This window comes from Paenibacillus segetis, assembly GCF_014639155.1.
In the GTDB taxonomy this organism is placed as follows: domain Bacteria; phylum Bacillota; class Bacilli; order Paenibacillales; family Paenibacillaceae; genus Fontibacillus; species Fontibacillus segetis.
Genome location: NZ_BMFT01000001.1, coordinates 1,333,923 through 1,347,680 on the forward strand (window position 1 = coordinate 1,333,923; position 13,758 = coordinate 1,347,680).

17 protein-coding genes are annotated in these 13,758 nt (G+C 43.8%); 15 read left to right on the plus strand and 2 right to left on the minus strand.

Features of this window, described 5'->3' with window-relative positions; translation table 11 throughout:
* Positions 1-56 precede the first annotated feature (56 nt).
* From IEW05_RS05965 to IEW05_RS06030, 15 genes are all read left to right on the plus strand, one after another.
* Positions 57-410 (plus strand): putative DNA-binding protein, encoded by a 354-nt coding sequence (locus IEW05_RS05965; RefSeq protein ID WP_188536754.1) that lies wholly within the window; start codon positions 57-59, stop codon positions 408-410.
* 55 nt (positions 411-465) lie between these two features.
* The gene (ffh, locus tag IEW05_RS05970; protein WP_188536756.1) at positions 466-1,845 is read left to right on the plus strand and encodes a signal recognition particle protein; all 1,380 of its coding nucleotides are present in this window, start codon (positions 466-468) and stop codon (positions 1,843-1,845) included.
* 53 nt (positions 1,846-1,898) lie between these two features.
* Complete coding sequence (gene rpsP, locus IEW05_RS05975; RefSeq protein WP_059045412.1) at positions 1,899-2,171, plus strand: 30S ribosomal protein S16; 273 nt, start codon at positions 1,899-1,901, stop codon at positions 2,169-2,171.
* Positions 2,172-2,193: 22 nt separating this feature from the next.
* Entirely contained in the window at positions 2,194-2,424 is a 231-nt protein-coding gene (locus IEW05_RS05980; RefSeq protein ID WP_127191811.1) for a KH domain-containing protein, read from the plus strand.
* 172 nt (positions 2,425-2,596) lie between these two features.
* Positions 2,597-3,115: a ribosome maturation factor RimM gene (rimM, locus tag IEW05_RS05985; RefSeq protein ID WP_188536758.1), complete on the plus strand. Its 519-nt coding sequence runs from the start codon at positions 2,597-2,599 to the stop codon at positions 3,113-3,115.
* Positions 3,116-3,117: 2 nt separating this feature from the next.
* Complete coding sequence (trmD, locus tag IEW05_RS05990; protein ID WP_188536760.1) at positions 3,118-3,909, plus strand: tRNA (guanosine(37)-N1)-methyltransferase TrmD; 792 nt, start codon at positions 3,118-3,120, stop codon at positions 3,907-3,909.
* A gap of 178 nt (positions 3,910-4,087) precedes the next feature.
* Complete coding sequence (locus tag IEW05_RS25910) at positions 4,088-4,222, plus strand: hypothetical protein (protein ID WP_268238723.1); 135 nt, start codon at positions 4,088-4,090, stop codon at positions 4,220-4,222.
* A gap of 154 nt (positions 4,223-4,376) precedes the next feature.
* On the plus strand, positions 4,377-4,721 hold the full coding sequence (gene rplS, locus IEW05_RS05995; RefSeq protein ID WP_188536762.1) for a 50S ribosomal protein L19: 345 nt from the start codon (positions 4,377-4,379) through the stop codon (positions 4,719-4,721).
* Positions 4,722-4,825: 104 nt separating this feature from the next.
* The gene (gene lepB, locus IEW05_RS06000; RefSeq protein WP_188536764.1) at positions 4,826-5,452 is read left to right on the plus strand and encodes a signal peptidase I; all 627 of its coding nucleotides are present in this window, start codon (positions 4,826-4,828) and stop codon (positions 5,450-5,452) included.
* 46 nt (positions 5,453-5,498) lie between these two features.
* On the plus strand, positions 5,499-6,362 hold the full coding sequence (gene ylqF, locus IEW05_RS06005; RefSeq protein ID WP_188540745.1) for a ribosome biogenesis GTPase YlqF: 864 nt from the start codon (positions 5,499-5,501) through the stop codon (positions 6,360-6,362).
* Positions 6,363-6,516: 154 nt separating this feature from the next.
* Positions 6,517-7,452: an MraY family glycosyltransferase gene (locus IEW05_RS06010; protein ID WP_188536766.1), complete on the plus strand. Its 936-nt coding sequence runs from the start codon at positions 6,517-6,519 to the stop codon at positions 7,450-7,452.
* Positions 7,453-8,068: 616 nt separating this feature from the next.
* Positions 8,069-8,686, plus strand: coding sequence for a ribonuclease HII (gene rnhB, locus IEW05_RS06015; protein ID WP_188536768.1), 618 nt, complete (start codon positions 8,069-8,071; stop codon positions 8,684-8,686).
* Between the two features lie 59 nt (positions 8,687-8,745).
* A complete protein-coding gene (locus tag IEW05_RS06020; RefSeq protein WP_188536770.1) occupies positions 8,746-10,773 on the plus strand; it encodes a TP0910 N-terminal domain-containing protein in 2,028 nt (675 codons plus the stop codon).
* Positions 10,770-11,072, plus strand: coding sequence for an EscU/YscU/HrcU family type III secretion system export apparatus switch protein (locus IEW05_RS06025; protein ID WP_188536772.1), 303 nt, complete (start codon positions 10,770-10,772; stop codon positions 11,070-11,072). The genes IEW05_RS06020 and IEW05_RS06025 overlap by 4 nt, the downstream gene beginning before the upstream one ends.
* Positions 11,073-11,080: 8 nt before the next feature.
* Entirely contained in the window at positions 11,081-11,431 is a 351-nt protein-coding gene (locus tag IEW05_RS06030; RefSeq protein WP_308420380.1) for a YraN family protein, read from the plus strand.
* Positions 11,432-11,564: 133 nt separating this feature from the next.
* On the opposite strand, the gene IEW05_RS06035 is transcribed toward IEW05_RS06030, so the two are convergent.
* Together IEW05_RS06035 and IEW05_RS06040 are read right to left on the minus strand one after the other, a co-directional pair.
* Positions 11,565-11,939: a magnesium chelatase subunit ChlI family protein gene (locus IEW05_RS06035; RefSeq protein WP_229753276.1), complete on the minus strand. Its 375-nt coding sequence runs from the start codon at positions 11,937-11,939 to the stop codon at positions 11,565-11,567.
* A 95-nt stretch (positions 11,940-12,034) separates the two neighbouring features.
* The gene (locus IEW05_RS06040) at positions 12,035-13,723 is read right to left on the minus strand and encodes a recombinase family protein (protein WP_188536773.1); all 1,689 of its coding nucleotides are present in this window, start codon (positions 13,721-13,723) and stop codon (positions 12,035-12,037) included.
* Positions 13,724-13,758 lie beyond the last annotated feature (35 nt).

Consider the following 13,758-nt stretch of genomic DNA (forward strand, 5'->3'; position numbering starts at 1 on the left):
GATAAGTTTCGTTGATGCGCTGTAAAGTGTTTTTCCTTGACGGAGGGAGTGCCCATATGAGTCAAGAGAATAAGCTTGAGAAGACTAATCGGGTCAACCTATTGTTTGATTTCTATGAGACGTTGTTGACTGAGAAGCAGCAAACGTTCCTTAAATATTATTTTCATGATGATTTCTCGCTTGGCGAGATTGCAGGGGAGTTTGAAATTAGCCGGCAGGCCGTGTATGAGCATATCAAACGTGCGGAAGAAATGCTTGAAGCTTACGAAATGAAGCTGGGGCTGCTTCAGAAACACGAAGAACGATGTGCGTTACTTGCTAAGCTTCAGGAAGTGCTAATGGAAAGCGATATTTCCTCGCTACATAAAGAAACAGCAAAGGACCTGCTCCAACAGGTGGAGCAATTATAAATAATATAATCAGGTTATGAGAGTCAATCATTTTATGAACGGAGGTGACGGATAAATGGCATTTGAAGGACTGACTAGTCGATTGCAAGGTGTATTCAGCAAATTGCGTGGCAAAGGTAAAGTATCGGAAGAAGATGTGAATGCAGCGATGCGGGAAGTACGCCTCGCGTTACTCGAAGCGGATGTCAACTTTAAAGTAGTCAAGGATTTTATCGCCAAAGTGAAGGAGAAATCCGTTGGCAGCGAGGTGATGGATAGCTTCACACCAGGCATGGTCATCATCGATATCGTGAATAAAGAGTTGACTGAGCTGATGGGTGGTAGCCAAGCCAAGTTGGCCAGAAACAACCGTCCACCAACCGTAGTGCTTATGGCGGGGCTTCAAGGGGCAGGTAAGACAACTACTTCGGCTAAACTTGCTAAGTTGCTCCTCAAAGGGAATCACCGTCCGTTGCTTGTGGCAGGCGATATTTATCGTCCTGCGGCAATCAAACAATTACAGGTGTTAGGTGAGCAGATTAACGTACCCGTGTTCACTTTACCAGAGGGCAACAGTCCGGTAGAGATTGCACGACAAGCGCTCCAGCATGCCAAGGATCACGGCAATGATTACTTGCTGATTGATACGGCGGGCCGATTGCATGTTGATGAGGAATTGATGGAGGAACTTCGTCAAATTCATGAAGTAACGAAGCCCGATGAGGTTTTGCTCGTAGTGGATGCTATGACGGGTCAAGATGCCGTTAATGTAGCGGAGAGCTTCAACCAACAACTAGAATTGACAGGTGTCATCCTGACAAAGCTTGACGGAGATACACGTGGTGGTGCGGCGCTGTCAGTCAAAGCGGTTACCGGCTGCCCAATCAAATTTGCGGCGCTTGGTGAGAAGATTGATGCCCTTGAACCATTCCATCCCGAGCGTATGGCTTCCCGAATTCTCGGAATGGGAGATATGCTCTCCTTGATTGAGAAGGCTCAAGCAGGTATTGATGCTGATAAAGCGAAGGAAATGGAACGGAAAATGCGTAATGCAGAATTTACGTTCGATGATTTCCTGGAGCAGATGGATCAAGTGAAGAAACTTGGCCCAATCGATCAGATCATGGATATGATTCCTGGTATGGGTAAGATGAAGCAAATGAAAGACGTTAAGGTTGATGAGAAGCAGATGGGCCGGGTAGAGGCGATCGTTCATTCAATGACGAAGCACGAGAAGCAGAACCCTGACCTGATCAATCACAACCGTCGTAAGCGGATTGCTGCAGGAAGCGGTACAACGCTTGCGGATGTAAATCGTCTAATCAAACAGTTTGATGAAATGCGCCGGATGATGAAGCAGTTCTCTGATATGATGGGACCTAAAGGAAAAGGCTCCAAAATGATGAAGAAAATGCAAGGTAAAGCTGGCAAAGGGATGAAGTTTCCATTCCGTTAAATAGCGGATGAAATGATATATAATGTTTTGATTCTTTGAAGGAGGTGAATTTCGTGGCAGTTCGTATTCGTTTGAAACGTATTGGTGCTCATAAAGCTCCTTTCTACCGTATCGTGGTATCGAATTCTCGTTCCCCGCGTGACGGCCGTTTTATCGAGGAGATTGGTTACTATAACCCGGTTGCACAACCGGCAGTAGTCAACATCGATGAAGAGAAGGCGTTGAAATGGTTGCAGGATGGTGCGCAAGCATCTGATACCGTTCGCAATCTGCTCAGCAAAGCAGGCGTAATGAAGAAATTTCATGAGCTAAGACAGCAAAAATAATTGCTGATTCGGAGGGTCTCTTATGGAACAATTAGTCGGCGTTATTGCGAAGGCTCTTGTTGATCATCCGGACGATGTCCGTGTGGAAGTAGTGGAGAAAGAACACCTGATTGTATATGAACTGACCGTCCATCCTGATGATGTGGGAAAAGTGATTGGCAAGCAGGGAAGAATCGCCAAGGCGCTCCGCACGGTTGTAGCATCGGCAGCCGTAAAGATGGACAAACGGGTTACCGTGGACATCATGTCTTAAAGATATACGAAAGAGGGTTAGGACGATATCCTAACCCTTTTTCGTACATGCTGAGGCGAAGGTTCTAGCTTGGAGAGAATTAAAATCAGCTGATGATGACCGCTGATAAGTGTTATGTAATAGGCCATAATATAAGGTACAACGATTATATCGAAGATTAGAGGAGGATGTTATGACTGAATCATTGTTGATGGTTGGGAAGATCGTCAATACACACGGAATCCGCGGCGAGCTAAAGGTGTTGTTACATACGGATTTTCCAGAAGTACGATTTGCACCCAAAAGTCGCCTCCTAATCGTCCATCCTGAGAATGGAATTCTGACAGAGGTTACCGTAGTTTCGTCTCGACCTAACAAGGGAATGTATGTCGTTAAATTTGCGGGTTTTGATAATATTAATGAAGTGGAAAAATATAAAGGAACGGATTTAAAAGTTCCTAAAGAGAAAACAGTTGAATTACCGGAGAATGAATATTATTTCCACGAAATTATCGGATGCCGTGTCATTAGTGATGAAGACGAGGATTTAGGCGTTATTGAGGAGATTTTACGGCCTGGGGCTAATGATGTATGGGTAGTTAAAATGCCTTCGGGTAATCAACTGTTGCTTCCAGTAATTGATGATGTCGTGTTAGATGTCGATGTACGGAACCAACTCGTTAAGGTCCACCTCATGGAAGGACTGTTATAACGATGCGTATGGATGTCTTAACCTTGTTTCCGGAGATGTTTGACGGCGTCTTCAATAGCAGTATTCTTGGAAAAGCGCAGGATAAGGGGATTGTATCCTTGAACGCGATCAATTTCCGGGATTTTGCGGGGAATAAGCATAGTAGTGTCGACGACATGCCATATGGCGGAGGCGGTGGGATGGTGCTGAAGCCGGAGCCGATTTTTTCCGCTGTGGAGGATGTTCTCTCTCGGAGAACACAAGAGAGGGATAAATCAACAGAAACAGAACCCGTTTCACCACCACGTGTCATCCTGATGTGTCCACAAGGTGAGACGTTCACCCAGCGTAAAGCAGAAGAACTTGCCAAGGAAGAGCACATTGTCTTCATTTGCGGTCATTATGAAGGTTATGATGAACGGATTCGGCAATACCTAGTGACCGATGAATTATCAATTGGTGATTATGTATTGACTGGCGGCGAGGTGCCAGCGATGGTTGTGATCGACAGTGTTGCAAGACTTCTTCCGGGAGTACTAGGTAATGAGAATAGCGCTGTAAGCGATTCTTTTAGTACCGGGTTACTTGAATACCCTCATTACACGCGTCCTGCTGAGTTTCGTGGTTGGAAAGTGCCAGATATATTACTGAGTGGACATCATGCGAACGTCGCTGACTGGAGGCGCAAAGAAGCGCTACGGCGGACCTGGCAACGTCGACCTGACCTGTTAGATCATGTGGAGCTCTCACCAAAGGATCGAAAGTGGTTAGAACAACTTCAAGCTGAACGTGAACACGGAGATCCGATAGGTTAAAAAGTGTATATTTATGATGTAGAGCCGTGTTAAACACGGTTCTTTTTTATTTTTTGGAGATAATAATGAGTAATAATAACTTTTGTAATGAAAAATATATTCAGAAAGGTGCATATCATCCCCTATTGGTTAATAACTTAAAAGTGATGGGTTAAAGTCGATTAGGAGGAAAGTGCAAATGGAAAAACTAAAACAACAAGAGCAACAGCAGATAGAAAATGAACATAAGGAAGATTTTAAAATAAAAACGGTAGATGACATTCTAAAATTTTACGGCGATCGGAGTATGGTAAACTCTGTTCGATCGAGTTAAATGATGATAATGAGCAATATGCCTTGCTATGCTATCTAAAGTGTGGTAAAATTTCATTTGTTGTGAATTCGGTGGTCCTCTGCGGATAATGAAAGAGAACATGAGGTTTCTCTGGAAGAGGCAAGAACACCTGAGTGGAAGGAGGAAGTCATAAATGAATATTTTACAAGCGATTACGCAAGAACAACTTCGCAAAGATATTCCGAGTTTTCGTCCTGGGGACACTTTGAAAGTGTACGTAAAGGTTATTGAAGGAACTCGTGAGCGTGTCCAATTGTTTGAAGGTGTTGTTATTAAGCGTCATGGTGGCGGAATCAGTGAAACCTTTACTGTTCGTAAAATTTCGAACGGTGTAGGTGTGGAAAGAGCTTTCCCAATCCATTCCCCAAAAATCGAAAAAATCGAAGTGGCTCGTCGTGGTAAAGTGCGTCGTGCTAAGTTGTACTATCTTCGTGAACTTCGTGGTAAAGCAGCAAGAATTAAAGAAGCGCGTCGTTAATATTTTAACGATCAAGGGGGCTTGGTATTTTACTCAAGCCCCTTTATTATTTCTAGAAACCGAATTTTGTTACATATACCATGACAAAGAGAGGTCACCGATCTATGGAGCAGCAATTTCAATCGGAGCAGCACGCGGGCCATTCTGGAACATCACAGGACCCGCCTAAGAAAGAGAAAAATGAGGCTATTGAATGGCTCAAGGCCATCGTAATCGCTGTTGCTTTGGTTCTGGTGATTCGTTGGATTTTCTTCGCTCCGTTTATAGTAGACGGGCCGTCGATGCAGCCGAATTTCCATACGGGTGAAAGAATCATTGTAAACAAAATTCTATTTGATGTGAGACAACCGAAACACGGTGAAGTTATTGTTTTTCATGTGCCATCTGAGGGACGAGATTTCATCAAGCGAGTTATCGGAGTTCCTGGAGATACGGTAAAAGTCGAAGGCGACACGGTAACGGTTAATGGAAACGTAGTTGATGAAACATACATTAAAGAAGCTTTAGATGAGAAGCATAATAATAATGAGTTGTATAATACGAAAGCTGGCTTTCCGAATGATCAGTTTCAAGACGGGACGGTACCCGAAGGTCATGTATTTGTACTTGGGGATAATCGTTCCAATAGTACGGACAGCAGAAGCATCGGTTTTGTACCATTTAAGGATATTGTAGGGCGTGCGGATTTGGTATTCTGGCCCCTTAAAGATATGGAATTTGTAAAACACTAATGTCATTCGAAAGAAGAGCATAAACGGGAACTAGAGGTGAAAAATGATGACAATTCAATGGTTTCCCGGACATATGACCAGAGCTCGCCGTCAGATTCAGGATAAATTGAAGCTGATCGACGTCGTCATCGAATTACTGGATGCAAGGCTTCCATTATCCAGTAGAAATCCAATGATCGATGACATTTTACAGGGTAAACCCCGCATGATTGTATTAAATAAAGCGGATTTGGCCGATTCTACTGTTACGCGTGAGTGGATGGAGTTCTTTAAGAACGAAGGTCATTTGACGATAGCAGTTGATGCATCGACTGGCCTCGGAATTAAGGAAATTCCAATATTGGCAAAACAATTGCTCAAGGAAAAGATCGACAGGCAGATCGCCAAGGGAATCAATCCACGGGCGGTTCGTGCCTTGATCGTTGGAATTCCAAACGTCGGAAAATCTACACTAATCAATCGGTTGGCTGGGCGTAACATTGCAGCTACAGGTGATCGTCCTGGGGTAACAAAAGGGCAACAGTGGATTAAAGTCGGCACGGAAATGGAGTTGCTTGACACGCCAGGGATTTTATGGCCAAAGTTTGAGGATCAAAACGTAGGTTACCGACTTGCGGTGACTGGCGCGATCAAAGAGGAGATCCTTAATGTTGAGGATATCGCATTCTTTGCTGTAAAATATTTGTCCAAGTATTATTGGTCCCCTATGCAAGAGCGATTCGATTTGGGGGAACAACCTCGCGATTTTGATAATCCTGATGAGATCGTATCCGTGATGGAAGCGATCGGTCGTAAACGCGGCTGTATTGTAAGCGGAGGACGTGTCGATTTAGAGAAAGCATCTTCATTGTTATTACGTGAATTACGGGCTGGCAAAATGGGAACATTTTCACTGGAAGCTCCATATTAAAAAATGACCGTCCACCTTGAATGGGACGGTCATTTTTTCTATACTTATATCAGCCATGTCTAACGGAGATATCGACATTTTCTCCGTGCAATTGTATAATCTTGTTGATTATATATAATGGGGTGTTAATATTTTATATTTCATTTGCTTTGTGATGTCGTTTCTAATTGTATATATACTTATTCCACCGTTTGGTAGATTTGCATTTCGGATTGATTTTGTAGATAAGCCGAGGAAGGATGTAGAACGCAAGCTGCATCGTGAACCGATCCCGCTTACAGCGAGCTACGTTATTTTTATAGGTTTTTTTGTTACGTATTTGCTCCTTGGTAGAGAGTTTAATATGGAAACGGTAGCTATATTTATTGGTGGAATGATGTTACTCGTTATTGGTACTCTTGATGATTGGTACAAGACGAAGGGCAAAGATTTTCCAGCTCTTCCTAAATTGATTGTTCAAATTATGGCTGCAGTTATTGTATATGCTTCTGGAATTTCATTTACGGGATTTGTTAACCCATTTTCGGGTGATTATGTCGTCCTTCCTGGGATGTTACAATTTATATTAACTATTTTATGGATTTTCGGTGTAACGACGGTCATCAATTTCTCAGATGGTTTGGATGGACTTGCTGGAGGATTATCTGCAATATCAGGAATTACGCTATTTATCGTAGCTATAACCAAAGGACAATCAAACTCAGCGATTATGGCCATTATTCTCGTTGGTGTAACGCTCGCCTACTTACGATACAACAAGGCACCAGCAAAAATATTTATGGGTGATGCAGGAGCAACATTTCTCGGCTTCATACTAGCGGTCATCGCGCTAGACGGGGCATTCAAGCAAGCCACGGTCTTATCGTTGTTTATTCCTGTTCTTGCGCTAGGTGTTCCGATTTTTGATAATTTGTTTGTTATTATCAAGCGTTTTTCCCAAGGAAAATCAATTTATGTAGCCGATGCAAGTCAAGCACATTATCGGTTGCTCCGTGCGGGATTGACTCACCGCCAAACGGTTATGATTCTTTGGTTAATTAGTACTTGTCTTAGTTTGTCTTCGATTATACTCCTCCTCATTCAAACGTAAAGAATATAGAGATGCTATCGTTTAATCGTTAGACGGGGGGACAATTAAAATTTAATCTCAGCGCGTGTCGATAATTAATCGGTGCGTGCTATTTTAGATTTGCTTAAATTTCGTCAATTCTATTTGGGGGAATTTTGATCTAAACGGAATAACTCCAGTTATTTTGTTGAAGGAATCCATTATTTCTCTTTTAGCTGGAATAGCTCCAGTTAATTTAAATGTCTACCTCACTATTGCTTCAATGAGTCAAATTTAAATGGAGAAATTCCCGTTATGTCACTTGATGATGAGACTATCTTTCAAATAGATGGAGATATTCCTGTTCATATGTTCAACTCTTACGTCATGCCAAAAAGATTCAGTCAATCATGAATAAACTCTATAAGAATAAAGGTGTTATGCCGATAATAGGGTTATAGCTATTAACTCAACTACTTGCTAATTTAATAGAAGATAAGTAAAATCTAAAGGGGTTTTTCTATCTAACGCTTTGGAAGAAAGTTTTGTTGGAAGATGAACATAGTTATGCTCACAAAACTTAAGTGTATGCTTACGAAGTAAGTTTTGTACGAACTATAGTCAAAGAGTAACGCCCACAAAACTTTTAGGAGGAACTATGAGTGATTTATTAAGTTATGAGCGGGAGTACTGGCCTTCACACCAGTATATAGCTGGGATTGATGAGGTGGGGCGAGGATGTCTATTCGGAGATGTCGTTGCTGCTGCTGTAATATTGCCAAAGGACTTGGTTTTGGAGGATGTTAATGACTCTAAGAAGCTAAGCGCAAAGAAACGTGATAAATTGTACGATATTATTATAGAACATGCCCTCGCTGTAGGTGTAGGGTTTGTGGACTCAGAAATGATAGATCGAATTAATATTAAGCAAGCGGCTAGAGTGGCTATGAAGCAGGCGGTAGAACAGCTTAAGATTACCCCTGATTTTATGTTGATTGATGCCGAAAAGATGGATGTGAAAATTCCACAGTTGTCTGTTATTAAAGGTGATGCGACCAGTCAATCGATCGCAGCAGCGTCAATTGTCGCTAAGGTAACAAGGGATCGGCTTTGCGAAGGGGAATGGGATGCGCTTTATCCAGAGTATGGGATTGCCATACATAAAGGTTATGCTACGAAGTTTCATCGTGAACAAATTTTGGCCTTTGGAGCAACACCTATGCATCGTAAGAGCTTTTTAACTAATATATTTATTCAGGAGCAAACTTTGTTCTAAGAGCCCGCCATAGTTAGAGGCGGGTTTTCGTATACATCTGTCAGAGAGGGGTGAGCTAAATGAATATTGGACCATTGATCCGTAATCTGGTGGGAGATACCAGGGCAGGAACACCAAGAACGATGGAATTAAAAACGGGACAAGTTGTTAGAGGTACCGTATTAAGTGTGTCTGAAGATGGGCAGGAAGCAGTTATTCAAGTTCAAGGGGTAAAGCTTCATGCTACATTGGAAACCCCTCTAAAATCAGGAGAGACAACGCTACTTCAGGTACAACAGCCAAATCAAGGTGGAACGCTTGTACTCAAACCGATGGGCACTCAACCAGGTGTTCAGATGTCAGAGGCTTCAATGACTGAGGTCCTCAAAACGCTAGGGTTGGAGAACACGTCAGCTAACCGAGAATTAATAAGTCAGATGCAGGCTAATGGGCTACCGTTAACGAAGGAAAGTGTTTCGCAAATAATACAGACTTTAGCTCATAAACCAGTAGAGGTTCCGCTCTCGGAATGGATCCAAGCGGCAAGTATTGCAAACGGTCGTGGTTTGCCTATTACGGGGGAAACAGTGGCAGGATTGCATCAGGCAGTATTTGGTCCTCCACTTCATGAGTTGTTATCTTCACTTGAAGATGGATTAGCTAAATTTTTGGCTCAGAATGTAGCATCATCTGGTAAGGGCTTAAGTGGAGATGGCCTTGGAGCTTCAGGGAATGCAGGGACAATAGGGAATAGTGGTCAGTTGCTTGCTCAGCAGAATAATAATGCGGCTCAAGCTTCTACTAGCTCGGTGCCAATTGCAAATAGTAATGTTGCTTTGTCCAATACAGCGCCAGAAGGTAGTGGCCAAAATGGACTACTACTTCAGGGAAGCTTAGGTGGAGAGAAGAGTGGGGCAAGCTTATTAATAAAGTTGCAAAATGTATTGCTTGAACTGCGTTCGACCGTACCACAGGATGGAATATCTACAACTGGAGCACAATCGCAAGAAGCGGGGACGGCAAAGACGGTGGCTGATCCTCAACCAGGAGCAGCAAGAGCAGGCGTGGACCCGCAGATAACGGGTCCGGCAGGCAATGCCGCCCCCGCCGGGAATTCCCCGGCGGGTAGCGGCCAAGCCGCTGCCGCAAGCGCAGCTGCGGCCATGGCGGCGCCTGCGGCGCATGGCGAAGAGGGCCAGCAGGCCCCTTCGCCAGGCACGCGTCCCACCGCCGAGGCGGAGTCGTGGGTGGGACGCGTGCTCAAGCTGCTCGGTGCGGAGCACGAGCAGCAGTCGCTGCGCGCGGCCGCGCCTAGCGCGCCGCCAGCGCAGGGGGCAGCGCCGCAGGCCGCAGGCGCGGCGCAGCAGGCACTCGCCGGGAGCGCGGATGCGCCCGGCGATGGAACAGCGCCCCCCGCTACTGCTGGAGGCGCAGCGGCCCCTGCCGCCGCCCTTGTCGTACCGCACGGCGGCGGCACAGACAAAGCTGCAGCCACCTCAGCGGCTTTGCATTCGGCGCTGCATGAACTAACGCCGGATGCCGTAGCAAGCGCTAGTACGGCTAAAGAGACGCTGAAGGGACTGCTCCTGCAGATTGCCGCGGCTGACGATATTCCTGCACCACTACAAGAGGCGGCGAAGCAGCTTGTCCATCAACTTACCGGTCAGCAATTACTTCTGAATACAGACAGAACATCACCGTTTGCTCAAGTAACGATGTTCATCCCTTTTATAGGGCCGGATGGTCAGCAAACCGCCTCCGTTCATATTGAATCCAGACGTGGCCGGAAGGGGGAAATGGATCCCTCCAATTGTCGCTTGTGGTTTGATCTACAAATGAAAGCATTAGGGCAAATTATGGTTGACGTGCAAGTAGCCGATAAGAAGGTCCTACTGAAGATCTATAGTGAACAGGAATCTACTGGAGTATTTCTAGAATCAAGACAGGATGAAATAGAAGCTGCACTCGAAGCTACAGGCTATCAGTTGCTTTCCATGAAAGCAGAACTATTAATTAGGCCAGAGAGTGAGGATAATACCGGGAATGAATTGGGGATGTCGGCTTCATATACGCCAAGTCCTTATAAAGGAGTGGACTATCGGGTATGAGCGAGCATAAAGAAGATCGTTCACTCGCTTTCAAGAGAGCCGTAGCTCTGAAATATGAGCCTTCACAGAATGAGGCTCCAGTTATAACGGCTAAAGGTCGTGGACTGTTGGCAGAGAGAATCATGGAGACGGCAAAAGAACATGGGATTCCAATACAGGAGGACCCGGCATTAGTTGAGGTACTCTCTAAGCTCGATCTTGATCAGCAAATCCCTCCTGAGCTTTATACCTTGGTGGCTGAAATTCTCAGTTTCGTCTATCGTTCCGACAAATTAGCGGAAAGAAGGATGTCTCGTTGAGAGATGATATGAATCATATATCTAGATCCGATGGACGGAAAGCAAAAGGTCAATTAGCAGAACAAGCAGCGGCTGATTACTTATTTGCTCATGGATATGAAATCGTGGAGAGGAACTGGCGTTGTCGTTCAGGTGAGATTGATATTGTTGCCATACAAGATGACGTAATCGTTATTGTGGAAGTTCGTAGCCGTAGTAGTTATGCGTCGTCTTTTGGTACGCCATCTGAATCCATAACCGCTCGTAAAATGAAGCAGGTACGAGATACAGCTGCTGTGTATTTACATCATGTTCGGAAAAGTAACGCAATTGTACGTTTTGATGTACTAGCGATTACTTTGAACGTGATGAGTCACTAAGATTAGAGCATATAATTTCAGCATTTTAAATGATTGAGTCTAAGCGATCAACATGATCTACAATAGTTAGCTGATCAACCGCTACTTCCTGATTTCTCAGGAAATAGCGGTTTTTTACTTAGATAGAATTTGTTTAGCTCGTTAATTCCTGTCCCCTTCGATCAAGCTGACGATACTGAATGGCCTCCGCAATATGGTTCGCTGCAATCAGTTCTCTACCGTCAAGGTCAGCTATGGTTCGCGATAGTTTGATGATTCTATCAAAGGCCCGCATGCTGAGTCCTAGTGTCTCAAAGGATGATTTCAATAGCAATTCTGCTTCGTTACTCAGTTTGGAAAATTTACGAAGTGCACTCCCTGATAGCTCGCTATTATGGGAGTAAGGAGTCCCGCGGTATCTTCTCATTTGAATCTCTCCAGCTGTAAATACTTGCGTCCTCATTTCTATAGAAGTAAGAGGAGAAGTATCGTTCTGCCAACCGGAAGGGCGGGGAACTTCTACATGCATATCGATCCGGTCTAGAAGTGGTCCAGAAATACGTTCCCGATACTGAGCAATTCGGAACGGACTACATGTACATAGAGGAAGCGGAGGTTCTGAACCTAAATATCCGCACGGACAAGCGTGAGGAGATTACCTTGTGCATGCTCAAAGTTGTACCGAACTTTAACTTCAGCTTTTTTTCTTTTACTATTTCCATCCTCTGGTCCATCTGTGATAACAGTGATCTCTTTGACTAAAGCTTTTATGATTTGTCGTTTAACCTCAAAAGGCGGATCGTTTTCAATTTTTGATCGAAAGTCTAAAAGTAATTTTTCTGCAGAATCAAATTTTATAGAAATATGTTTCTCGGCTTCGATCAATGCATTCAGTTCCTTGATTCGATTCTCTAAATTAATGGACTCTTGCATTATTCCCTGCAGTTGCTTTTCTACATCGAGCGCAGTGATCATTTTTTGTCTATATAGATTTAAGATACTTTGACGTTCAGTTTCTTTGTCATCAATACTCTTCTTAATTATAAAGATCTCATTTTTATAATCCTCGGTCTCACTCCTCTTAACTATCATTCCATCTTCAAGCTCTTGTAGTGCATCCCCAGGGTTAAGAATAAAATCGACACACTCTTCCCAAACCAACGCTTCTATCCAATCACAAGGGATGTTTTTAGAAGGGCACTTACCCAATATCGGCCCTTTGTATATCCTTTTCCCACCGCATATATAAAACGGTTTTTTAATGCGTTTACCATTTTGATTACGAGGTCCCGATCCAAAGGAAGTTCCCATATACGTAATACCACAGCACCCACATTTGATTAAACCACGAAGCATATACTGACTCTTTGAGTTACGTACACTCTCAAATTGATTATCTCTGAGAGTTTGTTGAGCAATGTCCCAGGTCTCTTCTGGGACGATAGCAGGCACTTCACGACGAATTATTTCACGTTCTCTTTTGGACCGTTTCCCATAATCGTGATATCCCTTATAAGTAGTATTTTTTAATATGGTACTAATGCGTCCAGGTCTCCATATACCGGCAGTACTTTCTTTACGTTTTCCGCGATCAAGCCCTTTCTTAACCTTCCGTCCATGTACGATATAGGACGGTGGGATTTTTAAATCGTTTAGGTAATCTGCAACCTTAATGGTAGACATTCTCTGACTAGATACAAGATGATAAATCAGCCTCACAATTCCAGCCTCAGATAAATTTTCTTTCCCAGGGAGAGGATCTTCGTTTATCTCCAAAAAACCTTCAGTGTTTACTCTATATCCATAAGGGACTATACCGCCCAACCATTTACCGAGGCGTGCGTGACGATTAGCTCCATGCCAAAGTGTCTCGATTAAAGTATCCCTGTCAAATTCAGCTTGTCCAGCCAGCAGGGTAATGACAAATCTACCTGTTGGGGTACCAGTATCAAAAGGCTCTGTCATTGATCTGATCGCCACACCATATTGTTCAAGTTGATATATGGCATCTAAGATAAAACGAGCCTTGCGACCGAGACGTTTCATGTTATAGATCAACACTAACTTGATTTTTCCAGCCTTTGCGTCTTCAATAAGGCGCTTACCATCTGGACGTTCTTCAAGGGAATGAGCATGCCCGCTGACCCCATCGTCCTTGTAATAATCTTTAATATTGATGTTATATAAGTCCGAGTATTTATCGGCGTACTCAATTTGAGTTTCAATTGTTTCACGTTCCTGCTGATCCTCTGAAGATACCCTCGCATATACGACCGCATCTTTAAACTGACTTTGTTCATTAAAATTAAACATGATAACCTCCCCATGCTGAGAATGTATGATTTATA

Coding starts and splice junctions, on each gene's coding strand:
- IEW05_RS06040 (WP_188536773.1), bottom strand. CDS start 13,723: ATGTTTAATTTTAATGAACAAAGTCAGTTTAAAGATGCGGTCGTATAT.
- IEW05_RS05965 (WP_188536754.1), top strand. CDS start 57: ATGAGTCAAGAGAATAAGCTTGAGAAGACTAATCGGGTCAACCTATTG.
- rimM (WP_188536758.1), top strand. CDS start 2,597: ATGACTGAATCATTGTTGATGGTTGGGAAGATCGTCAATACACACGGA.
- ylqF (WP_188540745.1), top strand. CDS start 5,499: ATGACAATTCAATGGTTTCCCGGACATATGACCAGAGCTCGCCGTCAG.
- IEW05_RS05980 (WP_127191811.1), top strand. CDS start 2,194: ATGGAACAATTAGTCGGCGTTATTGCGAAGGCTCTTGTTGATCATCCG.
- rnhB (WP_188536768.1), top strand. CDS start 8,069: ATGAGTGATTTATTAAGTTATGAGCGGGAGTACTGGCCTTCACACCAG.
- lepB (WP_188536764.1), top strand. CDS start 4,826: ATGGAGCAGCAATTTCAATCGGAGCAGCACGCGGGCCATTCTGGAACA.
- rplS (WP_188536762.1), top strand. CDS start 4,377: ATGAATATTTTACAAGCGATTACGCAAGAACAACTTCGCAAAGATATT.
- IEW05_RS06020 (WP_188536770.1), top strand. CDS start 8,746: ATGAATATTGGACCATTGATCCGTAATCTGGTGGGAGATACCAGGGCA.
- IEW05_RS06030 (WP_308420380.1), top strand. CDS start 11,081: ATGAATCATATATCTAGATCCGATGGACGGAAAGCAAAAGGTCAATTA.
- IEW05_RS06025 (WP_188536772.1), top strand. CDS start 10,770: ATGAGCGAGCATAAAGAAGATCGTTCACTCGCTTTCAAGAGAGCCGTA.
- trmD (WP_188536760.1), top strand. CDS start 3,118: ATGCGTATGGATGTCTTAACCTTGTTTCCGGAGATGTTTGACGGCGTC.
- ffh (WP_188536756.1), top strand. CDS start 466: ATGGCATTTGAAGGACTGACTAGTCGATTGCAAGGTGTATTCAGCAAA.
- IEW05_RS25910 (WP_268238723.1), top strand. CDS start 4,088: ATGGAAAAACTAAAACAACAAGAGCAACAGCAGATAGAAAATGAACAT.
- IEW05_RS06010 (WP_188536766.1), top strand. CDS start 6,517: ATGTCGTTTCTAATTGTATATATACTTATTCCACCGTTTGGTAGATTT.
- IEW05_RS06035 (WP_229753276.1), bottom strand. CDS start 11,939: ATGCATGTAGAAGTTCCCCGCCCTTCCGGTTGGCAGAACGATACTTCT.